We start from the raw sequence: 23,808 nt of genomic DNA, 5'->3' as shown, positions 1-23,808 counted from the left end.
TCACGCTCCCTTCGCGGCGTTACGCACGAGGACGACGCCACCCTTGGGGCCGGGAACCGCGCCCTTGACGAGCAGCAGACCCTTCTCAGCGTCGACCGCGTGAACGGTCAGGTTCTGGGTGGTCTGACGGGCGTTACCCATCCGACCGGCCATCTTCATGCCCTTGAAGACTCGCGACGGCGTCGAAGCGCCACCGATCGAGCCGGGCTTGCGGTGGTTACGGTGCGCACCGTGCGAAGCACCCACGCCGTGGAAGCCGTGACGCTTCATCACACCGGCGGTGCCCTTGCCCTTGGTGGTGCCAACCACGTCGACCACGGCGCCGGCCTCGAAGGCGTCAGCAGTGATCTCCTGGCCGAGCGTGAACTCGGAGGCGTTCTCGGTGCGGATCTCGGCCACGTGACGGCGCGGCGTGACGCCGGCCTTCTCGAAGTGGCCCTTGAGGGGCTTGGTGACCTTGCGCGGGTCGACCTGGCCGGTCGCGAGCTGAACAGCCGCATAACCGTCGGCGTCAACCGTGCGGACCTGGGTCACCACATTGGTGCCCACGGACACGACGGTCACCGGCACGAGGCGGCCTGCCTCGTCCCAGAGCTGCGTCATGCCGAGCTTGGTCCCGAGCAACGCGGTCACGTTCTTCTGCTGGTTGGTCATGATGTCCTCCAGCCTCAGAGCTTGATCTCGATGTTCACGTCCGCCGGCAGGTCGAGTCGCATGAGCGAGTCGACGGCCTTGGGCGTGGGATCGATGATGTCGATGAGCCGCTTGTGCGTACGCATCTCGAAGTGCTCGCGGCTGTCCTTGTACTTGTGAGGCGACCGGATCACAACGAAGACGTTCTTCTCCGTCGGCAGCGGCACCGGACCCACGACCGTCGCACCAGCGCGAGTGACCGTGTCGACGATCTTGCGCGCCGAACTGTCGATCACCTCGTGGTCGTAGGACTTGAGCCGGATGCGGATCTTCTGTCCCGCCATGGCGTCGTCTGACTCTCTCTCTCGAACCGCTACTGTCCGACCCACGCACTCGGGCGTGTCGCGTAATACGACACAGCCGGGCGCATAACACCATGACTGGTGCCGGGGCCGTTGGGAAGTGATCTGGACCAGCTGTACAGCCGGACCGACCACGACGTTTGCCGAGCCTGCTCGGAACAGTTCCTCCGGAAGACCGAAGGACGTGTGCTCCGCGGGGCGCCTCGTAGCATCGAATAGCAGGCGATAAACCCCGCGACCCCACACCCGGTTTCTCCCCGGGAGGGTGACCGCTCCAGCCTCTGCTGAACCCGAACGATCCGGGACCAAGGACTGCGGTTCTGCACACTGTTCGACACTTGAAAGAGCGCGCCTGTGACAGGCAACTATGCAATCTTGCCATACGACTCCGCATGTACCAAACGGAGGATGGTGTGACTCCCGCTACTTACGCGATGGGGCCCGGGCGCCGAAGCGCCCGGGCCCCATCGTTCAGCTGACTTCCGTCAGACGAGTCTGTGCTCCAGGATCACTTGATGATCTTGGTGACACGGCCTGAACCGACCGTGCGGCCACCCTCGCGGATGGCGAAGCCCAGACCCTCCTCCATGGCGATCGGCTGGATGAGCTCGACCGACATCTCGGTGTTGTCGCCGGGCATGACCATCTCGGTGCCCTCGGGCAGCGTGATGACGCCGGTGACGTCCGTGGTGCGGAAGTAGAACTGCGGGCGGTAGTTCGAGTAGAACGGGTTGTGACGGCCACCCTCGTCCTTGCCCAGGATGTAGACCTGAGCCTCGAAGTTCGTGTGCGGGGTGATCGAACCCGGCTTCACGATGACCTGACCGCGCTCGACGTCCTCGCGCTTGATGCCACGCAGGAGCAGACCGGTGTTGTCGCCGGCCTGAGCCTGGTCCATCTGCTTGTGGAACGTCTCGATACCGGTGACCGTGGTCTTCTGCGGCTGGCGGATGCCGACGATCTCGACGTCCGAGTTGATGTCCAGCGTGCCACGCTCGACCTTGCCGGTGACGACGGTGCCACGACCGGTGATCGTGAAGACGTCCTCGATCGGCATGAGGAACGGCTTGTCGAGGTCGCGCAGCGGCTCCGGCACGTTCTCGTCGACGGCTTCCATGAGCTCGACGACCTTCTCGACCCACTCGGGGTCGCCCTCGAGAGCCTTCAGGCCGGAGACGCGCACGACAGGCGCGTTGTCACCGTCGAACTCCTGCGAGGACAGCAGCTCACGAACCTCCATCTCGACGAGCTCGAGGATCTCCTCGTCGTCGACCATGTCGGACTTGTTGAGCGCCACGAGCAGGTACGGCACGCCGACCTGACGGGCGAGCAGCACGTGCTCACGCGTCTGGGCCATCGGACCGTCGGTCGCGGCAACCACCAGGATCGCGCCGTCCATCTGCGCGGCACCGGTGATCATGTTCTTGATGTAGTCGGCGTGACCCGGAGCGTCGACGTGCGCGTAGTGGCGCTTCGGCGTCTCGTACTCGATGTGCGCGATGTTGATCGTGATACCGCGCTGCTTCTCCTCCGGCGCGGCGTCGATCTCGTCGAAGTTGCGCTGCGTGTTCGCCGGAAGGTCCGGGTACTTGTCCGCAAGCGTCTTCGAGATCGCGGCGGTCAGCGTCGTCTTACCGTGGTCGACGTGACCGATCGTGCCGATGTTGACGTGCGGCTTGGTCCGCTCGAACTTGGCCTTAGCCACTGGGGTCCTCCTGGGACTTGGGTAGATGTTCCGAACGTTGCAGATGCTCGGCCAAGAAGCCTACAACTGCGGGGCGTGCGGTTCTTCCTACAGGTTGGTTGTGCGGGTCGACCTGTGGGGACTCACTCGCCCCGGGTCTTCTTGATGATCTCTTCGGCAACTGCCTTGGGAACCTCGGCGTAGCTGTCGAACTGCATCGAGTACACCGCGCGACCCTGGGTCTTCGACCGGAGGTCACCGATGTAGCCGAACATCTCACTGAGCGGCACCTGGGCGCGAACGACCTTGACGCCGGTCGCGTCCTCCATGGACTGGATCATGCCACGTCGGGAGTTGATGTCGCCGATCACGTCGCCCATGTACTCCTCGGGCGTACGCACCTCGACGGCCATGACCGGCTCGAGCAGGACCGGGTCGGCGCGCTTGACGCCTTCCTTGAAGACCATCGAACCGGCAATCTTGAACGCCATCTCCGAGGAGTCGACGTCGTGGTACGCACCGTCGATCAGCGACGCCTTGACGCCGACGACCGGGAAGCCCGCCAGCACACCCTGCTGCATGGCCGACTGGATACCAGCGTCCACGGACGGGATGTACTCGCGCGGGATGCGGCCACCGGTGACGGCGTTCTCGAACTCGTAGAGCTCGCCCTCAGCCGTCGCCAGCGGTGCGAAGGTCACCTGGACCTTGGCGAACTGGCCGGAGCCACCGGTCTGCTTCTTGTGCGTGTAGTCGACCTTCTCCGCAACGCGGCGAATGGTCTCGCGGTAGGCGACCTGCGGCTTACCGACGTTGGCCTCGACCTTGAACTCGCGACGCATACGGTCGACGAGGATGTCGAGGTGGAGCTCGCCCATACCGCCGATGACGGTCTGGCCGGTCTCGTCGTCCAGACGCACGCGGAAGGTCGGGTCCTCCTGTGCGAGCTTCTGGATGGCGGTCGACAGCTTCTCCTGGTCGGCCTTCGTCTTCGGCTCGATGGCCACGTCGATGACGGGCTCCGGGAAGCTCATCGACTCGAGGATGACCGGGTTCGCCGGGTCGGACAGGGTGTCACCGGTGGTGACGTCCTTGAGCCCGATGAACGCGTAGATGTGCCCGGCGTGCGCTTCCTCGACCGGGTTCTCCTTGTTGGAGTGCATCTGGAAGAGCTTCCCGATGCGCTCCTTCTTGCCCTTGGTCGAGTTCTGCACGGCGGCGCCCTGCGCGACCTTGCCCGAGTAGACACGGACGTAGGTCAGCTTGCCGAAGAACGGGTGCGTGGCGACCTTGAACGCGAGGGCCGAGAACGGCTCCTTCTCGTCCGGGCGACGCTCGATGACCTTCTCTGCGTCCTTGACGTCGACACCCTGGACAGCCGGGACGTCGAGCGGGGTCGGCAGGTAGTCGATCACGGCGTCGAGCATGGGCTGGACACCCTTGTTCTTGAACGCCGAGCCGCACAGGACCGGGAAGGCCGCGGACTTGATGACGAGCTTCCGGATGCCGGACTTGATCTCCGGAACCGTCAGCTCCTCGCCACCGAGGAACTTCTCGAGCAGCTCGTCGTCGGCCTCGGCGACAGCCTCGACCAGGTCGGCGCGGTACTGCTGCGCCTTCTCGAGCATGTCGGCCGGGATCTCCTCGACCTCGTACTCCTCACCCATCTTGGTGTCGCCGCGCCACGTGAGCGCCTTCATCTCGATGAGGTCGACAACGCCCTCGAAGTCGTTCTCCGACCCGATCGGGAGCTGGATGACCAGCGGCTTCGCCTTGAGGCGGTTGATGATGGTGTCGACGGTGAAGTAGAAGTCCGCACCGAGCTTGTCCATCTTGTTGACGAAGCAGATGCGCGGGACGTCGTACTTGTCCGCCTGGCGCCAGACCGTCTCCGACTGGGGCTCGACACCCTCCTTGCCGTCGAACACGGCAACGGCACCGTCGAGCACGCGGAGCGAACGCTCCACCTCGACCGTGAAGTCGACGTGACCCGGCGTATCGATGATGTTGATCTGGTTGTTCTTCCAGTAGCAGGTCGTCGCGGCGGACGTGATCGTGATGCCGCGCTCCTGCTCCTGCTCCATCCAGTCCATCGTCGACGCACCGTCGTGCGTCTCACCGATCTTGTAGTTCACACCCGTGTAGAACAGGATGCGCTCGGTCGTCGTGGTCTTGCCGGCATCGATGTGGGCCATGATGCCGATGTTGCGGACCTTGTTCAGGTCGGTCAGCACGTCGAGTGCCACGGTGTCTTACCCCTTGGTCTGAAGGTGGGCTGGGGGCCGGCGGTCAAGCATCCACCGACGGCCCCGGGGTGACCCGGGGCCGCTCGGAAGCTACTACCAGCGGTAGTGCGCGAAGGCCTTGTTGGAGTCGGCCATCTTGTGCATGTCCTCGCGGCGCTTGACAGCAGCACCGAGACCGTTCGACGCGTCGAGGATCTCGTTCATCAGACGCTCGGTCATCGTCTTCTCGCGACGAGCGCGGGAGAAGTCGGTGAGCCAGCGCAGCGCGAGCGTGGTGGCACGCGTGGGGCGGACGTCGACCGGCACCTGGTACGTGGCACCACCGACGCGGCGGGAGCGCACCTCGAGCGCGGGACGGACATTGTCCAGCGCACGCTTGAGCACCACGACCGGGTCGCCGTCGGTCTTGGCACGAACACCCTCGAGGGCGCCGTAGACAATCGCCTCGGCGGTCGACTTCTTGCCGTCGAGCAGCACCTTGTTGATCAGCTGCGTGACAACCGGGGACCCGTAGACCGGGTCGACGATGAGCGGCCGCTTGGGGGCCGGACCCTTGCGGGGCATTAGCTCTTCTCCTTCTTGGCGCCGTACTTGCTCCGGCCCTGCTTGCGGCCCTTGACACCCTGGGTGTCGAGCGCGCCGCGGACGATCTTGTACCGCACGCCCGGGAGGTCCTTCACACGGCCGCCACGCACGAGCACGATGGAGTGCTCCTGCAGGTTGTGGCCGACGCCGGGGATGTACGCGGTGACCTCGGTACCGGAGGAGAGCTTCACACGCGCAACCTTGCGGAGCGCCGAGTTCGGCTTCTTGGGGGTGGTGGTGTACACGCGTGTGCACACACCGCGCCGCTGAGGGGAGGCATGAAGGGCCGGCGTCTTGGACGCCGTGACCTTCGAGGTACGCCCCTTGCGGACGAGCTGCTGGATCGTAGGCACTACGTCTCCGTCGTCTTCTTGAGCTTCGGCGACGCCCTGCCGGCGTCCCCGTCGATGATCTTGGCTTGTGCGTGCCGATTGCATGCGGCACCCACAGCCCTCACGGGGACTGCTGCGCCACTTACCACCGGCTCGATGGCCCGGCTCCACCATCAGGGCACGACGTGCCCCGGAGGATCTCGCCGGGATGCCCACGCGCTCACATCGGCCGCATCCGAAGCCACCTTGCGGTGGTTTTCAGGAAGTGCAGCCCGACGGCGCGGGCACGAATTCTAAGAATACCCACGTGTTTACGGGGGGTCAAAACGAATCGGGTGTGAGATGCACCCGAACCTGCCGAGATAGCCCCTTGGCGAGGTAGACGTACAGCGAGGTAGTCACCCAGTGGATGCTGGGTGACTACCTCGCTGCGTGTCTACTTCGCCAGGTGACTACCTCGGCGGAGGTGGATCAGCGGAAGTCGCCGAGGTCCAGGTCCTCCAGCGGGATCGCCTCGCCCGAGCCCATGCCGAGCGTCGGGAAGTCGATCTCGTCGTAGCCGAAGCTCGGGTAGAGCTCGGCCTTCGCCTGCTCGGTGGGCTCGACCTCGACGTTGCGGTAGCGGGGCAGACCCGTACCGGCCGGGATGAGCTTACCGATGATGACGTTCTCCTTGAGGCCCAGCAGCGGGTCACGGCGACCGCTCATCGACGCCTCGGTGAGCACTCGGGTGGTCTCCTGGAAGGAGGCCGCCGAGAGCCACGAGTCGGTGGCGAGCGAGGCCTTCGTGATACCCATCAGCTCCGGACGGCCGGCGGCCGGCTGGCCACCCTCCGACACGGCCTTGCGGTTCGCGTCCTCGAAGCGCATGCGCTCCGCGAGCTCACCCGGCAGCAGCTGCGAGTCACCCGAGTCGAGCACGGTCACGCGACGCAGCATCTGCCGCACGATGACCTCGATGTGCTTGTCGTGGATGTCCACACCCTGGCTGCGGTAGGTCTCCTGGACCTGGTCCACCAGGTGCGTCTGCGTGGCACGCGGGCCGAGGATCCGCAGCACCTTCTTCGGGTCGACAGCACCCTGCACGAGCTGCGTACCCACGGTGACGTGGTCGCCGTCCGCGATCTTCAGGCGCGCACGCTTCGTGACCGGGTACTTGATCTCCTCGCCACCGTCGTCCGGCGTCAGCACGAGGTGACGCGTCCGCTCGGTGTCCTCGATCGTCACGCGACCCGTGTACTCCGCGATCGGCGCCTCACCCTTGGGGGTACGGGCCTCGAAGAGCTCGGTGACACGCGGCAGACCCTGCGTGATGTCCTCGGCGGCCGCCACACCACCGGTGTGGAAGGTACGCATCGTCAGCTGCGTGCCCGGCTCACCGATCGACTGCGCCGCGATGATGCCGACGGCCTCGCCGATGTCCACGAGCAGGCCCGTGGCCAGGGAGCGGCCGTAGCACTTCGCGCAGGTACCCACGCGGGACTCGCACGTCAGGACCGAACGGACCTTGACGCTCTCGATGCCCGCGGCGATCACCTGGTCGATGATGACGTCGCCCGCGTCCGAACCGGCGGTCGCGATGACGTTGCCGTCGGCGTCCACCACGTCGGTCGCGAAGGTACGCGAGTAGATGCTGGTCTCGACGCGGTCGTCCGGGACGAGCGAGCCGTCCGGGAGCTGCTCGGCGACCGGCAGCGTGAGTCCACGCTCGGTGCCGCAGTCCTCCTCGCGGATGATGACGTCCTGCGAGACGTCCACCAGACGACGGGTCAGGTAACCCGAGTCAGCCGTACGGAGAGCCGTGTCGGCCAGACCCTTACGGGCACCGTGCGTCGCGATGAAGTACTCGAGGACGGACAGGCCCTCACGGTAGTTGGACTTGATCGGGCGAGGGATGATCTCACCCTTCGGGTTCGCCACGAGACCGCGCATACCGGCGATCTGACGGACCTGCATCCAGTTACCACGGGCACCCGAACCCACCATGCGCATGACGGTGTTCCGCGCGTCGCTCTCGAGCTTCTCCCGCATGACCGACGCGACCCTGTCGGTCGCCTGCGTCCAGATCTCGATGAGCTCCTGACGGCGCTCGTCGTCGGTGATCAGACCCTTCTCGAACTGCTGCTGGACCTTCAGGGCCCGAGCCTCGTGCTCGTCGAGGATCGCGGCCTTCTCGGTCGGCGCAGCGACGTCGGAGATGGCGATCGTGACACCGGAACGCGTGGCCCAGCGGTAGCCGGCGTCCTTCAGCGCGTCCAGCGCCGCGGCCACCTCCACCTTCGGGTAGCGCTCGGCGAGGTCGTTGACGATCGTCGACAGGCGCTTCTTGTCGGCGACACCGTTCTCGTACGGGTAGTCGACGGGCAGCGTCTCGTTGAACAGGTACCGGCCGAGGGTGGTGTCGAACAGGAGCTGCTGCCCCGGCTCCCAGCCCTCGGGCGCCTCGAAGTCCTTCAGCGGCGGCACCAGGTCCGACATCCGAAGCTTGATCTTGGCGTTGATGTCCAGCTCGTTGCGGTCGAAGGCCATGATGGCCTCGGCCACGGAGCCGAACGCACGGCCCTCGCCCACGGCGCCCGGACGGTCGCTCGTGAGGTGGTGCAGACCGATGATCATGTCCTGCGAGGGCATGGTCACCGGACGGCCGTCCGACGGCTTCAGGATGTTGTTGCTCGAGAGCATGAGGATGCGGGCCTCGGCCTGCGCCTCGGCGCTCAGCGGCAGGTGCACCGCCATCTGGTCACCGTCGAAGTCGGCGTTGAACGCGCCGCACACGAGCGGGTGCAGGTGGATGGCCTTGCCCTCGACGAGCTGCGGCTCGAAGGCCTGGATACCCAGGCGGTGCAGCGTCGGTGCACGGTTCAGCAGAACCGGGTGCTCCGTGATGACCTCTTCGAGCACGTCCCAGACGACGGGACGGGTGCGCTCGACCATGCGCTTCGCGCTCTTGATGTTCTGCGCGTGGTTGAGCTCCACGAGCCGCTTCATGACGAACGGCTTGAACAGCTCGAGCGCCATCTGCTTGGGCAGACCGCACTGGTGCAGCTTGAGCTGCGGGCCGACCACGATGACCGAACGGCCCGAGTAGTCGACACGCTTGCCGAGCAGGTTCTGCCGGAATCGACCCTGCTTGCCCTTGAGCATGTCGGAGATCGACTTCAGCGGACGGTTGCCCGGGCCCGTGACCGGACGACCACGGCGGCCGTTGTCGAACAGCGAGTCCACGGCCTCCTGGAGCATCCGCTTCTCGTTGTTGACGATGATCTCCGGCGCGCCCAGGTCCAGGAGCCGCTTGAGGCGGTTGTTCCGGTTGATGACGCGGCGGTACAGGTCGTTCAGGTCCGACGTCGCGAACCGGCCACCGTCGAGCTGCACCATCGGGCGCAGGTCCGGCGGGATGACCGGGACGGCGTCGAGCACCATCGCGGTCGGCGAGTTCGTGGTCGTGAGGAACGCGTTCACGACCTTGAGGCGCTTGAGAGCACGGGTCTTGCGCTGGCCCTTGCCCGAGCGGATGGTCTCGCGCAGCGAGTCGGCCTCGGCCTCCAGGTCGAAGTTCTGGAGGCGCTGCTGGATCGCGTTCGCGCCCATGGCGCCCTCGAAGTAGGTGCCGTAGCGGTCCTGCAGCTGGCGGTACAGCATCTCGTCGCCCTCGAGGTCAGCGACCTTGAGGTTCTTGAACCGGTCCCAGACCTGCTCGAGGCGGTCCAGCTCCTGGTCCGCACGCTTGCGGATCTGAGCCATCTCGCGCTCGGCGGAGTCGCGCACCTTGCGGCGCGCGTCGGCCTTGGCACCCTCGGCCTCGAGCTCGGCCAGGTCGGCCTCGAGCTTCTGGGCGCGGGTGTTGATGTCGTTGTCCCGGCGGTCGGAGATCTCCTTCTTCTCGAGATCGATCTCGTTCTGCAGGTTCGGCAGGTCTTCCTGGCGGGCCTCGTCGTCGACCGACGTGATCATGTAGGCCGCGAAGTAGATGACCTTCTCGAGGTCCTTCGGAGCCAGGTCCAGCAGGTAGCCCAGGCGGGACGGCACACCCTTGAAGAACCAGATGTGCGTGACGGGCGCGGCGAGCTCGATGTGGCCCATGCGCTCACGGCGCACCTTGGAGCGCGTGACCTCTACGCCACACCGCTCACAGATGATGCCCTTGAAGCGCACGCGCTTGTACTTGCCGCAGTAGCACTCCCAGTCGCGGGTCGGACCGAAGATCTTCTCGCAGAAGAGCCCGTCCTTCTCCGGCTTGAGGGTGCGGTAGTTGATGGTCTCTGGCTTCTTGACCTCACCGTGCGACCAGGCACGGATGTCCTCGGCCGTGGCGAGGCCGATACGCAGCTCGTCGAAGACGTTGACGTCGAGCAAGATGTCCTACTTCCTGAAGTTCTCGAAAACCCTTGGTGTCCAGGTCCGCGCCCGGTGTGAACGGGCGCGGACCGGTGTCAGATCTCGTCGACGCTGGAGGCGGCGTTGGGCCGCCTCGAAAGGTCGATCCCGAGCTCCTCAGCGGCGCGGTACACCTCGTCGTCCGACTCCTTCATCTCGATGTGGCTGCCGTCGCTCGAGAGCACCTCGACGTTCAGACACAGCGACTGCATCTCCTTGAGGAGGACCTTGAAGGACTCCGGGATGCCCGAGTCGGGGATGTTCTCGCCCTTGACGATCGCCTCGTAGACCTTGACACGGCCCGGGACGTCGTCGGACTTGATGGTGAGCAGCTCCTGGAGCGTGTACGCGGCGCCGTACGCCTCGAGTGCCCAGACCTCCATCTCACCGAACCGCTGACCACCGAACTGCGCCTTACCACCCAGCGGCTGCTGCGTGATCATCGAGTACGGGCCGGTCGAACGCGCGTGGATCTTGTCGTCGACCAGGTGGTGCAGCTTCAGGATGTACATGTAGCCGGTGGAGACGGCCTCGGGGAACGGCTCGCCGGAGCGGCCGTCGAACAGCATCGCCTTGCCGTCCGGGTTGACCATGCGCTGGCCGTCCCGGTTCGGCAGGGTCGCCCCGAAGAGACCGCGCAGCGCGACCTCCTCCAGACCGTCGAACACCGGCGTGGCGACAGGGCGGCCCGGCTCGCTCGTGTGAGCGACGTCGGGGAGGCTCTCCAGCCACTCCCCGCCCTTGTCCTCCGCCAGCGAGACGTCCCAGCCCTGCTTGGCGATCCACCCGAGGTGGGTCTCCAGCACCTGGCCGACGTTCATTCGGCCCGGCACACCCAGGGGGTTCAGGATGACGTCGACCGGCGTGCCGTCCTCGAGGAACGGCATGTCCTCCTGCGGGAGGATCTTCGAGATGACGCCCTTGTTGCCGTGGCGGCCGGCCAGCTTGTCGCCGACCGTGATCTTGCGGCGCTGCGCGATGTAGACGCGCACCAGCTGGTTCACGCCGGCGGGCAGCTCGTCGCCGTCCTCCCGGTTGAACTCGCGCACCGCGATGACCGTGCCCTGCTCGCCGTGGGGGACCTTGAGCGAGGTGTCGCGCACCTCGCGCGCCTTCTCGCCGAAGATCGCACGCAGCAGGCGCTCCTCCGGGGTCAGCTCGGTCTCACCCTTCGGGGTGACCTTGCCGACCAGGATGTCGCCCGCGCCGACCTCGGCGCCGATGCGGATCACGCCGCGCTCGTCGAGGTCCGCGAGGACCTCCTCGGAGACGTTCGGGATGTCCCGCGTGATCTCCTCCGGGCCGAGCTTGGTGTCGCGAGCGTCGACCTCGTGCTCCTCGATGTGGATCGAGGAGAGGACGTCGTCCTCCACGAGACGCTGCGACAGGATGATCGCGTCCTCGTAGTTGTGGCCCTCCCACGACATGAACGCGACCAGCAGGTTGCGGCCGAGCGCGAGCTCGCCCTCGTCCGTGGCCGGGCCGTCCGCGAGGACGGAGCCGATCTCGACCCGTGCACCCTCGTCGACCAGCACGCGCTGGTTGTAGCTCGTGCCCTGGTTCGAGCGCACGAACTTGTGCACACGGTACGAGCCCGTCGTGCCGTCGTCGTTCGCCACGAGCACCAGGTCGGCCGAGACCTCGGTGACCACACCGGGCTTGGTCGCCACGATGACGTCGCCGGCGTCGACTGCCGCACGGCGCTCCATGCCGGTACCGACCACGGGGGCCTCGGACCGGACCAGCGGCACCGCCTGGCGCTGCATGTTGGCACCCATGAGGGCGCGGTTGGCGTCGTCGTGCTCGAGGAACGGGATCAGGGCCGTCGCGACCGACACCATCTGGCGCGGCGAGATGTCCATGTAGTCGACCTCGGCACCCGGGATGTCGTTGGTCTCGCCACCCTTGGTGCGGACGAGCACGCGGTCGAGGACGAACGTGCCGTCCTCGAGCAGCGGCGTGTTCGCCTGCGCGATGATGTAGCGGTCCTCGTCATCGGCCGTCAGGTACTCGATGTTGTCGGTGACCTTGCCGTCCTCGACCTTCCGGTACGGCGTCTCGATGAAGCCGAACGGGTTGATGCGACCGAACGACGCGAGCGAACCGATCAGACCGATGTTCGGACCCTCAGGGGTCTCGATCGGGCACATGCGGCCGTAGTGCGACGGGTGGACGTCACGGACCTCCATGCCGGCGCGGTCACGGGACAGACCACCCGGGCCCAGCGCGTTCAGGCGACGCTTGTGCGTCAGCCCCGCCAGGGGGTTGTTCTGGTCCATGAACTGCGACAGCTGCGACGTGCCGAAGAACTCACGGATCGACGCGACGACCGGACGGATGTTGATCAGCGTCTGCGGCGTGATGGCCTCGACGTCCTGCGTGGTCATGCGCTCGCGAACGACGCGCTCCATGCGGGACAGACCCGTGCGCACCTGGTTCTGGATGAGCTCACCCACGGCGCGGATACGGCGGTTGCCGAAGTGGTCGATGTCGTCGACCTCGACGCGCACCTCGACCGGCTCGCCGTTGCGCATCCCCGAGAGAACCTGCTTGTCGGCGTGCAGAGCGGCGAGGTACTTGATCGTGGCCACGACGTCGGTCAGCGACAGCGTGGACTCGGCCAGCTGTGCGTCGACACCGAGCTTCTTGTTCGCCTTGTAGCGGCCGACCTTCGCGAGGTCGTAGCGCTTCGGGTTGAAGTAGAAGTTCTCGAGCAGCGCGCGACCGGCCTCGACCGTCGGCGGCTCACCCGGGCGGATCTTGCGGTACAGGTCCACAAGAGCCTCGTCCTCGGTGTGGACGTGGTCCTTCTCGAGGGTGTCCAGCACCGACGGGAACTCGGCGAACTCCTCGCGGATCTCCGCCTCGCTCATGCCGAGAGCCTTGAGCAGCACCGTGACGGACTGCTTGCGCTTGCGGTCGACGCGGACGCCGACGGCGTCGCGCTTGTCGATCTCGAACTCCAGCCAAGCACCGCGCGACGGGATGATCTTCGCGGAGAAGACGTCCTTGTCGCTGGTCTTGTCCGGGGTGCGCTCGAAGTAGACACCCGGGGAACGCACCAGCTGGGAGACGACGACGCGCTCGGTGCCGTTGATGATGAAGGTGCCGCGGGCCGTCATGAGCGGGAAGTCGCCCATGAAGACGGTCTGGCTCTTGATCTCACCGGTGGTGTAGTTGACGAACTCCGCGGTGACGAACAGCGGGGCCGCGTAGGTGAAGTCCTTCTCCTTGCACTCGTCCGCCGTGTACTTCGGCGGCTCGAAGCGGTGGTTCGAGAAGGAGAGCGACATCGAGGAGCCGAAGTCCTCGATCGGGGAGATCTCCTCGAAGATCTCTTCGAGGCCCGAAGTTTCCGGGACATCATTACGGCCAGCCGCCTTGGCAATTTCTACCCGGCCCTGCCAGGCTGGGTTACCAAGTAGCCAGTCGAAGCTCTCGGTCTGAAGGCCAAGCAGGTCGGGGACCTCGAGTGGCTCATAGATCTTTGCGAAAGAAACGCGACGGGAAGCGGTACGGTTCGCAATGGCTTCGGCGGACGGAGCTGAAGGGGTGCGCGAGGCAGCCAAGAGGGGTCCTTCCCTGCAGTTCGAGTGAACGCTGTACGCTCTGCGGTGCTGCAGGAAGCTCTGCCGGACTTCACCGGTCGCCGGAGGGCATCCCACAAGCGGGGATGCAGCCAGGACTTTCGGGAAGCAGGGGGAGGCGTCGAGGGCACACGCGGGCGCAAAGCGCTAGCATACCTATCTCCCTTAAGTATGTCCAGTCGCCCTAGTACGTGCACGCCGAGAACGCAATACCCTTCGAATCGTTGCGTATCCGCACCGTCGTCGCACCTCGGCTGACCTGGACAGACGCGAGAGGCCCGCACCCTTCAGGGTGCGGGCCTCTGCAGTCGGCGGACGGCGCCCGGGACGAGCCCGGGCCGCCGTCACACCAGCCCGAAGGCGGTGGAGCCTGGGGTCACTTGAGGGTGACGGTGGCGCCGGCGCCCTCCAGGGCGGCCTTCGCCTTCTCGGCGGCGTCCTTGTCGGCGGCCTCGAGAACCGGCTTCGGTGCGCCGTCGACCAGGTCCTTGGCCTCCTTGAGACCGAGGGACGTGAGCGCGCGCACCTCCTTGATGACCTGGATCTTCTTGTCGCCGGCGGCCTCGAGGATGACGTCGAACTCCGTCTTCTCCTCAGCGGCCTCGGCCGGGGCGCCACCCGCGGGGCCCGCGGCGACGGCTGCGACCGGAGCGGCAGCGGTGACGTCGAACTTGTCCTCGAAGGCCTTCACGAAGTCGGACAGCTCGATGAGCGTGAGCTCCTCGAAGGCGGACAGGAGCTCGTCGGTGGAGAGCTTCGCCATGATGGCGTTCCTTTCAGTAGGCGCTTCGCGGGCCGGTGCGGCCCGCGAGAAGCAGGGGGGTTTTGTTCTAGCGCTGCCGCCTGATCAGGCGGCAGCGCCCTCCGACTCCTGCTTCTGACGCAGGGCATCGATAACGCGGGCGACCTGGGCGGGCTTGGCGCTGAAGGCGTAAGCAGCACGCGTCAGCGTGGCCTTCAGACCGCCGGCCACCTTGGCCAGCAGAACCTCGCGGGACTCGAGGTCCGCGAGCTTCGTGATCTCTGCAGCGGACATCGGGCGGCCGTCGAGCACGCCACCCTTGATGACCAGAGCAGGGTTCGCCTTGGCGAAGTCACGCAGACCCTTCGCAGCCGTGACCGGGTCCCCGGTCACGAATGCGATGGCGGACGGGCCCTTCAGGTCGGCGTCGAGACCCTCGACACCGGCCTCCTTGGCCGCGATCCCCGTCAGCGTGTTCTTCACCACGGCGTAGGTTGCGTTGCCGCTGAGCGACCGCCGCAGCTCCTTGAGCTGCGCGACGGTGAGCCCGCGGTACTCGGTCAGCACGGCCGCGTTGGAGTCGCGGAGCTTGCCCGCGATCTCTGCGACTGCGGCTGCCTTGTCCGGCCTCGCCATGGCAATCCTTCCGGTGGTGGTACCACCGTCCCCTGGGGCATACGCCCCGGGCGTGCCCCGGAAAATGAGAAAGAGCCCCGGCGCAGGCGCACGGGGCTCGGTTTGCGCGGCAGGGCCGCACTCGAGTTCGTCACCTGCGCAGGCCCCCGCTCTCAGCGGGACTTCGGTCTTCTTCTGCCCTGCAAGAGGGCAGCGTCCAACAACCGGCGGTCTTGGGTTACCTGAGAATCATACATGGCCATGCGGGTGCTGCTGCACGGGCGGGCGTGGCCCGCGCCACACCCGCTGTCAGCGGTGCAGGCCCTCCAGGGAACCGAAGCACACCAGCGGCGCCGGCTCCGGCTCGTCCGCGAGCGCTGCGGCGAGCGCCGCCTCCGGGTCGTCGGTCGCGCGGAGGTGGGCGTGGAAGCGTGGCATCACGCGGGCGGCGACGGCGTCGGACAGCGGGGCGACCGCCGCGACGACGGCGCGGGCGCCGAGGCGCAGGAGGACCGATGTCAGGCCCAGGACCTCCCCGCCGACCACCTGGGACGAGCCGCCGACCTCGCACGCCGACAGGATCACGACCGAGCCGGGCAGCCGGGTGCCGTCCAGCTCGTGCGCGAACAGGGGGCCGTCGGCCAGGTCGATGGAGGCGAAGAGCGGGTTGTCGGCGTCGTGCCTGCCGTGGGTCGCCAGGTGCACGATGTCGTGCGTGGCGAGCGCCTCGCGCACGGCCGTCGTCGTGGCGGCGGAGCCGGTCAGGACCGTCGCGCCGGGCCACACCGTGCCCACGGCCTGCACCTCGCCCGCACCGAGTGTCACGCCGGGTCCATGGGCGGCAAGGAGCCGGTGTCCCTCCCCCGGCCACGGGTGTGCCCGGCCGCGCGCCGCGTAGGAGCGCATGGTGGTGCGCTTGCCCCGCCGGGACGGGAGCGCGGTCCACGGCACCCCGACCAGCGGGTCCCGGCCGATGACGTACAGCGGGCCGTCGGCCGCCAGAGGTACGGCGAGGAGCTCGTCGAGTGCGCGGAGGTTGCGGGTCAGGGAGCGCCGGGCGACAGAGCGCAGCGCCGCGGGCACGAGGTCGTTGGCGCACACCCCGAGGTCGGCGCGGGCACGCAGGGCCCGCTCGGCGACGTCGGCCCGGGTGCCCAGGTCCACGATTCGCTCGCCGTTCGCGTCGAGGCGGACGCACCGCAGGACGCCGTCGATCACCAGGAAGTTGGCGACCACGGCTCCGTCGTCGCGGGCGGAGAGAAGAGCACGCACCTCCGCGACGGTAGCGGGGCGTTCCTCGGCCGCGGCCTCGTCGGCGCCCGTGCGGTGCCAGGCACGCTCGCGGGCCGTAGCCAGGAGCCTGCCGGAGCGCTCGAACAGGTACGCACGCTCGGGGGCGCTCTCCTGGTCCGTGAGGGTGCGGGCCCGGACGACGAGACCGCGGGCCTCCGTGACGAGCGCCCGCACGGCGGGGTCGTCCGGCGCGGCCGCGCCGCCCACTCCCGCGAACGTGGCGCGGCCGCGTTCGAGCGCCTCGAACAAGGCATCGGGTCGGCCCGTCCGGACGGCGGCCTCGACGTCGGTGCGCTGGAGGTCGACCCCGTGCGCCGCGGCGGCCGTCACGGACTCCACCGAGCCGAGGCCCACGCGGTGGTCGGCGAGCAGGCTCAGTCCGGCACGCACGGCGGCGATGCCCTTGTCCCGGTCCCCCGACGCGAACGCGATCTGGGCGAGCACGGTCTGCTGCTGGATCCGGGTGCTCAGTGGGGCGTCGGCCACGCGGTCCGGGAGGTTGTCGAGGACGGCACGGGCGGCTGCGACGTCGTCGGCCAGGACGTACCACTGCGCGGCGACGAAGCGCGCGGCCAGGCCGGGGTGCTGCCCGAGGAGCGGGTCGACCTCGTCGCCGGCCTCCGCGGCCTCGAGTGCCTGCTCGGCGCGGTGACGTGCGTCGTCCGGTACGGGCGCCTCGCCACGCCGGATCGGCAGGAGGATCGCCTCCAGCTCCGCGACGTGTGCGACCGCCGCCCGCTGCGGGTGGCCCACCCCGGCGTAGTGCCGCCGAGCGACGGCCGCACTGACACGGGCCTCGTCCCACCGGTGCAGAGCCATGAGACAGCGCGCACGGAAGTACTCGGCCTCGGCACGGTGCGGCGCCCGACCCGGACCGGTCATGCGCGAGATGGCCTGGGTGAGCACGCGCTCGGCGTCCTCCAGCAGCCCCGCCTCGTAGAGGACGGCGCCGCGCCCGATCTCCAGGAGGCCGTCGTCCCGCTCCGGGTCGACGGCGCGGGCCGCAGCCATGGCCCGCAGTGCCCCCGGCAGGTCGCCGAGCGCGTAACGCACGAACCCGGTGTTGTGCAGGGCGAGGGAGGCGACGGCGGACAGGCCGGCGCGCATCGCCTTGTCGTGGCAGACGTCGAAGTCCCGGAGCGCCGCGTCGAGCCGGCCCAGCTCGATGGCGGTCGCGCCCCGGTTGAGCAGCGCCGCCGCGAGGTCTCGCGCGGGGAGCAGCGCCGAGTCCGCGAGCACCCTGTCGAAGGCGGCCATGGCGTCGAGCTGCCGGCCCGCGCGCTGGAGCAGCAGTCCACGCGTCCCGTCGACGACGGCGACGAGACGGGCCTGGACCGCCGGCGTCGCGGTCTCGGTGCGGGCATCGGCGTCCTCGAGGAGTGCCAGCGGCTTGTCGAGCGTGTCCTCGACGGCCTGGACGGAGACTGCCTCGCCCGCCAGGGAACGGACCATGCCCTCGGTCCAGCGCTCGTGGTCAGTGGGCTCGAGGTCGGTGAGGTCCATGGCCCGGAGCCGGTCGAGCACCTGCCGGAACAATGGCAGAGCATCGCCCGGCCGCGAACGGGAGTTGAGCTCCCGCGCGGCCAGCAGCTCCGCCTCAAGTTCCGGCCACATGTCGCCCCCATTGCCATTTCCACGCCGTCGCGGGCGTCAGGCGGGACACGCTAGCGGGGTGCGCGGCCTTATGTCACCGCCCCTTCCGATGTCGCAGGTCACGGGCTCGGGCCGGGCGAAGGCGGCGGCGATGATCGTGATTCGCCCGTTCAAGTCACGCGGTGGCGAGACCTTCGACCGAGCTGAAGCAGACGAGCGGCACCGGCTCCGCGACGTCCTTAAGGGCTGCCGCGAGCGCAGCCTCCGGGTCGTCGGACTCCCGCAGGTGGGCGTGGAGGCGCGGCATGACACGGGCGGCCAGCTCGTCGGAGAGCTTGGCGACCGACGCGATGACCGCGCGCGCGCCGAGGCGCAAGAGCACAGAGGTGAGGCCCAGGACCTCCCCACCGAGCACCTGGGTGGAACCGCCGACCTCGCACGACGACAGGATCACCACCGACCCCGGCAGCGGTGTCCCGTCGAGTTCGTGGGCGAACAGCGGGCCGTCAGCGAGGTCGATGCTCGCGAAGAGGGGGTTGTCGGCGTCGTGCTGGCCGTGGGTAGCGAGGTGCACGACGTCGTGCGTGGCGAGGGCGGTGCGGACGTGCTCGGTGACGGCGTGCTCCCCGGTCAGCACGGTTGCGCCCGGCCACTGGCGGCCGACGGCGTGCGCCTCCTCGGTGCCGTGCTTCACGCCAGGGCCGGCCGCGGCCAGGAGTCGGCGCTTGCCGCTGGGGCGGGCGTGGGTACGGCCCCGGGCGACGTACGAGTTGACGGCGGTGCGGAGGCCGCTGCGGGAGGGGAGTGCTGTCCAGGGGACGCTGAGCAGGGGGGCGCGGGCAACGACGTAGAGGTCGCCGTCGGCGCGGAGGCTGCCGAGGAGGAGGTCATCGAGGATCTTGAGGTTGCGAACCAGAGAAGCATTGGCCGCTCCTCGCAGGGGTGCCGGGATGAGGTCGTTGGCGGCCATGGCGAAGTCCGCGCCGAGGCGGCGAATCCGCTCGGTCACGTCCTTCACGGGGCCTATTTCGATGGTCTTCACGCCCTGGGAATCAACGCGCACACAACGAAGACGGCCACCGATGCTGACGAAGTTCGCCACCACCGGATCGCCATCGCGCTCTTCCAGAACGCGATGCATCTCCCGCGCCGTGACCGGGCTCTGGACCACGCCTCCGTTTCCCGCGTGCCGCCATGACCGCTCCCTGACCCGGTCCTGAATGCGGCGCGCACGGTGCGTCAGCCGTTCCCGCTCCTTCGCCTCGGTCGTCTCGAGCTCACGCGCCTTCGCGAGTAGGCCACGAGCCTCGGTCAGTAGTGCGGCCGCCTCCGGGTCCTCTGGCGGAGTGACACGCCCAGCGCCGGCGAATGTGGCACGGCCGCGCTCCAGTGCATCGAATATGGCAGCCGGACGGCCCGTCGCGACTGCCGTCTCGACGTCAACTCGGGTCAGGTCCTCCCCGTGAGCAGCTGCCGCAGTGACTGATTCGACCGAGCCGAGACGGCTCCGATGGTCCGCGAGCAACCTCGCGCCCCGCCGGACTGCACGGAGGCCGCGCGCCCGGTTTCCCTCCGCGAACGCGAGTTCGGCCTGAACGGTGTAATGCTGGACACGCATGGTCAGCGGGGCGCTCTTCATACCGCGAGGCAGTTCCTGCAGCGTGCCCCGAGCTGCGTCGAGGTCCCCAGCAATAACAAGCCACTGCGCGGCCACCAGGCGAGCGGCATGACCCGGGTGCTGCCCGAGGACCGGGCCGGCGGCATCTCCTTCGACCACGGTGGCCAGGGCTTGTGCCGCCCGACGGCGCGCACTAGCACGAGTGAGTCGGTCACTACGTCGGCCTGCGGCCAACGCAGCATCCAACTCGAGCACTCGAGACAACACTGCTCGCGGAACATGGCCGACAGCCTCAAAGTGCCGGCGAGAGTGAGCAGCGAGTGTCTGAGCGTCGTCAAAACGGAGCAGGATGAGGAGGCAGCGGGCACGATAGTACTCAGCCTCCGCAAGTTCGGGACGAAGCCGCGAGGCTTTGAGCTGAGGGATCGCCTCGGTGAGCAGCTCGTCCGCTGCGGCCACCAGCCCTCCCTCAAAGAGGGCCTCGGCACGGCCGAGCATGTCGATCGCTGTGCTCTCGTCCGGAAGTACTTCGAGCGCCTTCTCCATCGCCATCAGCGCACCGGGGAGGTCGCCCATCAGGTGGCGAACGTAGCCGATGTTGTGGAGTGCAAACGACTGGGTACGGGTGTTGCCGTCGGCCTCGGCGTGCTGGTGCGCCGCTTCATGGTCCTTGAGCGCCTCAGCGATCCGCCCGACCTGCATCAGCGCGAAGCCGCGGTTGAGATGGTCGATCGCACGACTGCGCAGATCGTCCGGGTCATGCGCGGCCAGCGATGCGGAGATGTGAGCAAGGCTCTCGGCGAACTGGCCGCTGCGCAGGAGAACGACGCCGCGCTGCCCGGAGACAAGTCCGACGAGTCCCCGACGAATCGATTCAGGCGCCGCCTCGGCCTCGGCGGCTGCCCGATCCAGCGCCGAGGCCGTGGCTGCACCGTCCATCGAGGACTCGTATGTCGCCAGGGCGAGACCGAGGTGGGATCGGACCATGAGCCGAGAACGTTGCTCGGTCGCACGTTCCGAACGTGGCTCTGCCTTACCGAGATCTGTGACAAGAGCACGGAAAGCGGCCAGAGCATCAACCGGCTGGTACTGGTCGTTCAGGGTCCGAGCGTCGGTATAGCGCTGCTCGAGCTCGCCCCAGTCCACTCGGCTCATGCGGCACCACCATACTCAGCAAATAGTCAGGCAGGTGTAGGCGCCTCGGTGTAAAGGTCGCCCACTCTCGTGACAGCATGCCAGGCCGCCGCAACACGTGAGTCGGTACCGGGCTCGGGCACCGCGGACGAGCCCGGAACCCGCCCCTGCAAGAGGGCAGCAGCGAGTTCACCGGCCAGGACCGGCGCGGCGAACGAGGTGCCGCTCCACAGGCCAAATCCACTGCTGAAGTTGTCCGGATCGACCGTGCGCCGCAGCCCGTCCCCGCTCTGCCAAGGAAGCTCAGCACCGTCGAAGGTGGTGGGCATGGAGCTCAGCACGTGTGCACCAGGACGTGCCGCGATCACCCAAGGACCGTCGTTACTGAAGTCAGCCAGTGTGCCGTCCGGATTGTCTCCCGTAACGGGGAGCAACGGTGTGTAGTCCGAGCACAGGTCCGCATCACTGAGCGGGATAGCGCCATCCGGCGTGCGCCGGACTCGGGGCGCCCACGCTGCAGGGAAGATCGGCCTGGTCGAACCGTCGTTCCCCGCGGATACCACGACAAGTACTCCGACCCGGCGCAGGTCGCGCAGACGTCCGCGCAGCACACCCTCGTAGTCCTCATCGTCCTCCGGCCGTTCCGCATAGAAACCGCCGCTAAGCACCACGACGTCGACCGGCCAGTACCCCGCTGCCCCTGCAACCCCGCGCAGGTGGAACTCCAGAAGCTTCTCCAGCGTGCGTGCGAGGTCCCATTCCCGCACACGCCCGTCGCCCCCGAAGATTCGTACCGGCATGATCGCCGCGTCGGGACAGACCTGGTGCACGACACCGGCGATGAACGTTCCGTGCCCCGCATAGGTGTCGAGGTACGCGACGTCATCACGACGTCGGCCGCGTACCTCAGCGTCATACAACGGCTCGTCCTCAGCGCCCGTACCGATCGGCTCCCCGTCGAGCGTCGCTCCGCGCAGGACAACGGACGTAGCCTCGTCGAACCAAGGGTGAGTGCCGATTCCGGAGTCGAGAACTGCGACGACGGGTCGAACCGTCCCGTCCGCAGCCGTCAAAGGCGAGGCTCCGCCCGCGAGCGCGCGCCGTGGGGCCGGCCCCAGGAAGACGGCTGGTTCACGACCGACGGGGCGCCCATGTCCCTGCCACTTTCCGTGTCCGGTCAGCACGTGGTCCAGCGACACTCGACGCCGGTCCTCACCTTCGACTGCGTCCGCCACCTCGTCCAGGAGATCCCATACATCCCCATGGGTCGTGCTCTGCTCCCCCGCCAAGATCCGGAACGCAAGCCCTGGCCGTGCCCCGGGGGCACCGGACGCCGCTGCACGTGACGCCGCTTCCTCGAAAGCGGTCTCTTCCAGTTCCAACCCACGTGCTGCCGCGCGTTCGCGAACCATACCCACCACGGTGTCACTCTCGACGTCAGCCACCGCCCGTACGATCAATCGGTCCGCGACGTAACGCGTAGGCATCAGCCGACCCTGGCGACGGGAAGAGACCCGTGCAGGATCGAGGTCCCGCACACGGCACCAGGTGCCGCCGTGGTCTCTGACCTGCAGCTCGGACTCGGGCATGGGCTCACTCACAGCAGTACCTCTCCATCGATAGGCGCACTCGGCTCACCCCGCCGCGCCCCCACAGCCGGGTCAGGTATCCAACAGGTCAGAAATTCAAAGTTCGATGACCGGCGTGCTCACGGCACCACCACCGCCATCGGTGCGGCGCACCACCAGGCTCGCGCGGCCTCGCTCGACGGAGTCGAACGAGAACCGGCCGTCCTCGTCGGAGGCGACCGTGACGACGTCGGCACCCGGTCGGTGCAGCTCCACGTCCAGCCCGGCCGCCGGAGCGGCCCAGCCGTCGATCCGTACCCGGCCACCGGTGGACGGGGACAGGCTGATCATGACGGTCAGCGAGTCGTGCGTGAAGGTGATGGTCTTTGCCTCGGCGGGCGCGGTGTCGTCAGCGCGCGCTGCTGCGGCAGCCCCCCGGACGCCGGCGAGCGGCGCGTCGAGGTAGGCCGCCTCCATCAGGTCGGCCTCCAGGCCGGCCAGTGTGATCGCGAACAGCGACCGCTCGACGAGATCGCTCGGCACCGGGTCCACCGCATCGACCAGCTGGGCAAGACGGGTCAGCACGGCCCCGTCGTCGGCGTCGAGCATGCCCTTCGGGTCGAACGAGAGGTCCCCCACGACCTCTTCGTCCTTGTTCGGTTCCGGCGTCAGGCCCACGAGAAGTCCCCCTGCTCGTCGAGGATGGTGCGCAGCTTCGCCAAGCAGCGTCCACGAGTTGAGCCGATGGAGCCCATCGGCATTCCGATCGCCGCCGAGATGTACCGGTAGTCCGGCCGGTCGGCGAGCGAAACCAGACGCAGCAGCTCTTGGCAGCGTCCGGGAAGTTTCTGGAGCGACATCCACAGGATGCGGTCGCGTTCCTCGCGCAGCACCTCGTCGTCCGGCAGCGGATCCTTCGCAGGAAGGGCCATCGGGTGCTCCGGGCTGTCGTCCGGGAGCTCCGTGCGGCGCTTCTCGTCGTCACGGTGCTTGCGCACGGCTTCCCACGCGGCGCGCTTCGCCGTCACCAGGAGCCACTTCAGCACAGCCTTGGGCTCTGCGATCGAGTCGGCGTGACGTACGAGGGCCACCCAGGTGCTCTGCACCACGTCCTCGGCGGCGTCGTGATCGACGCCCTGCGCGCGGACCGTGTGCCAGAGCAGCGGCGTCGCCTCGCGCACCAGTTCACCTAGTGCCTGGTGGTTGCCCTCGCGGTACTCGGTCAAGGCGATCGCAGCGCGATCGCCGAGCGTCAGCCCGGGCCCGTCGACGTCGGGCAGGGCCTCCCTTGATCCTGTCATTGCACCACGGGATTCTCTGCTGGCGGATGTTTCCACGTCCGGAACCGGACGTGAACCACTTGGACCAGCCGAGTCTACGGCCGACACCGCGGATCCGGGGAGGTAGAAGACTGTGCCCATCAGGCACTCCCCTCTCCT

At 67.8% G+C, this 23,808-nt stretch carries 15 protein-coding genes; all 15 read right to left on the bottom strand.

Annotated features, from left to right (window positions below; translation table 11 throughout):
• The 15 genes from rplC to LUM46_RS07370 all read right to left on the bottom strand — a co-directional run bounded on the left by rplC (position 1) and on the right by LUM46_RS07370 (position 23,670).
• Positions 1-654 (bottom strand): 50S ribosomal protein L3, encoded by a 654-nt coding sequence (gene rplC / locus LUM46_RS07440; RefSeq protein ID WP_274993151.1) that lies wholly within the window; start codon positions 652-654, stop codon positions 1-3.
• A gap of 14 nt (positions 655-668) precedes the next feature.
• Positions 669-977, bottom strand: coding sequence for a 30S ribosomal protein S10 (rpsJ, locus tag LUM46_RS07435; protein WP_019146773.1), 309 nt, complete (start codon positions 975-977; stop codon positions 669-671).
• 526 nt (positions 978-1,503) lie between these two features.
• A complete protein-coding gene (gene tuf / locus LUM46_RS07430; RefSeq protein WP_274993150.1) occupies positions 1,504-2,700 on the bottom strand; it encodes an elongation factor Tu in 1,197 nt (398 codons plus the stop codon).
• A gap of 122 nt (positions 2,701-2,822) precedes the next feature.
• A complete protein-coding gene (gene fusA, locus LUM46_RS07425) occupies positions 2,823-4,925 on the bottom strand; it encodes an elongation factor G (protein WP_274993149.1) in 2,103 nt (700 codons plus the stop codon).
• Between the two features lie 93 nt (positions 4,926-5,018).
• A complete protein-coding gene (gene rpsG, locus LUM46_RS07420) occupies positions 5,019-5,489 on the bottom strand; it encodes a 30S ribosomal protein S7 (protein WP_020016110.1) in 471 nt (156 codons plus the stop codon).
• A complete protein-coding gene (gene rpsL / locus LUM46_RS07415; protein WP_108492305.1) occupies positions 5,489-5,863 on the bottom strand; it encodes a 30S ribosomal protein S12 in 375 nt (124 codons plus the stop codon). The genes rpsG and rpsL overlap by 1 nt, the downstream gene beginning before the upstream one ends.
• A gap of 450 nt (positions 5,864-6,313) precedes the next feature.
• Entirely contained in the window at positions 6,314-10,198 is a 3,885-nt protein-coding gene (locus tag LUM46_RS07410; protein WP_274993148.1) for a DNA-directed RNA polymerase subunit beta', read from the bottom strand.
• Between the two features lie 77 nt (positions 10,199-10,275).
• On the bottom strand, positions 10,276-13,788 hold the full coding sequence (rpoB, locus tag LUM46_RS07405) for a DNA-directed RNA polymerase subunit beta (protein ID WP_274993147.1): 3,513 nt from the start codon (positions 13,786-13,788) through the stop codon (positions 10,276-10,278).
• A 394-nt stretch (positions 13,789-14,182) separates the two neighbouring features.
• On the bottom strand, positions 14,183-14,569 hold the full coding sequence (gene rplL, locus LUM46_RS07400; RefSeq protein ID WP_274993146.1) for a 50S ribosomal protein L7/L12: 387 nt from the start codon (positions 14,567-14,569) through the stop codon (positions 14,183-14,185).
• 84 nt (positions 14,570-14,653) lie between these two features.
• On the bottom strand, positions 14,654-15,184 hold the full coding sequence (rplJ, locus tag LUM46_RS07395; RefSeq protein WP_274993145.1) for a 50S ribosomal protein L10: 531 nt from the start codon (positions 15,182-15,184) through the stop codon (positions 14,654-14,656).
• Between the two features lie 288 nt (positions 15,185-15,472).
• The gene (locus LUM46_RS07390; protein ID WP_274993144.1) at positions 15,473-18,070 is read right to left on the bottom strand and encodes a CHAT domain-containing protein; all 2,598 of its coding nucleotides are present in this window, start codon (positions 18,068-18,070) and stop codon (positions 15,473-15,475) included.
• A 154-nt stretch (positions 18,071-18,224) separates the two neighbouring features.
• Positions 18,225-20,822: a CHAT domain-containing protein gene (locus tag LUM46_RS07385; protein WP_274993143.1), complete on the bottom strand. Its 2,598-nt coding sequence runs from the start codon at positions 20,820-20,822 to the stop codon at positions 18,225-18,227.
• A gap of 26 nt (positions 20,823-20,848) precedes the next feature.
• Positions 20,849-22,288 carry a S8 family serine peptidase gene (locus LUM46_RS07380; RefSeq protein WP_274993142.1) on the bottom strand — a complete coding sequence of 480 codons (1,440 nt, stop codon included), beginning with the start codon at positions 22,286-22,288 and terminating at the stop codon, positions 20,849-20,851.
• 198 nt (positions 22,289-22,486) lie between these two features.
• Positions 22,487-23,047 (bottom strand): peptidase associated/transthyretin-like domain-containing protein, encoded by a 561-nt coding sequence (locus tag LUM46_RS07375; RefSeq protein WP_274993141.1) that lies wholly within the window; start codon positions 23,045-23,047, stop codon positions 22,487-22,489.
• Positions 23,038-23,670 (bottom strand): RNA polymerase sigma factor, encoded by a 633-nt coding sequence (locus LUM46_RS07370; RefSeq protein WP_274993140.1) that lies wholly within the window; start codon positions 23,668-23,670, stop codon positions 23,038-23,040. The genes LUM46_RS07375 and LUM46_RS07370 overlap by 10 nt, the downstream gene beginning before the upstream one ends.
• Positions 23,671-23,808 lie beyond the last annotated feature (138 nt).

It is taken from the genome of Promicromonospora iranensis, assembly GCF_028994805.1.
In the GTDB taxonomy this organism is placed as follows: Bacteria; Actinomycetota; Actinomycetes; order Actinomycetales; family Cellulomonadaceae; genus Promicromonospora; species Promicromonospora iranensis.
This window is presented reverse-complemented; position numbering and strand designations above follow the sequence as displayed.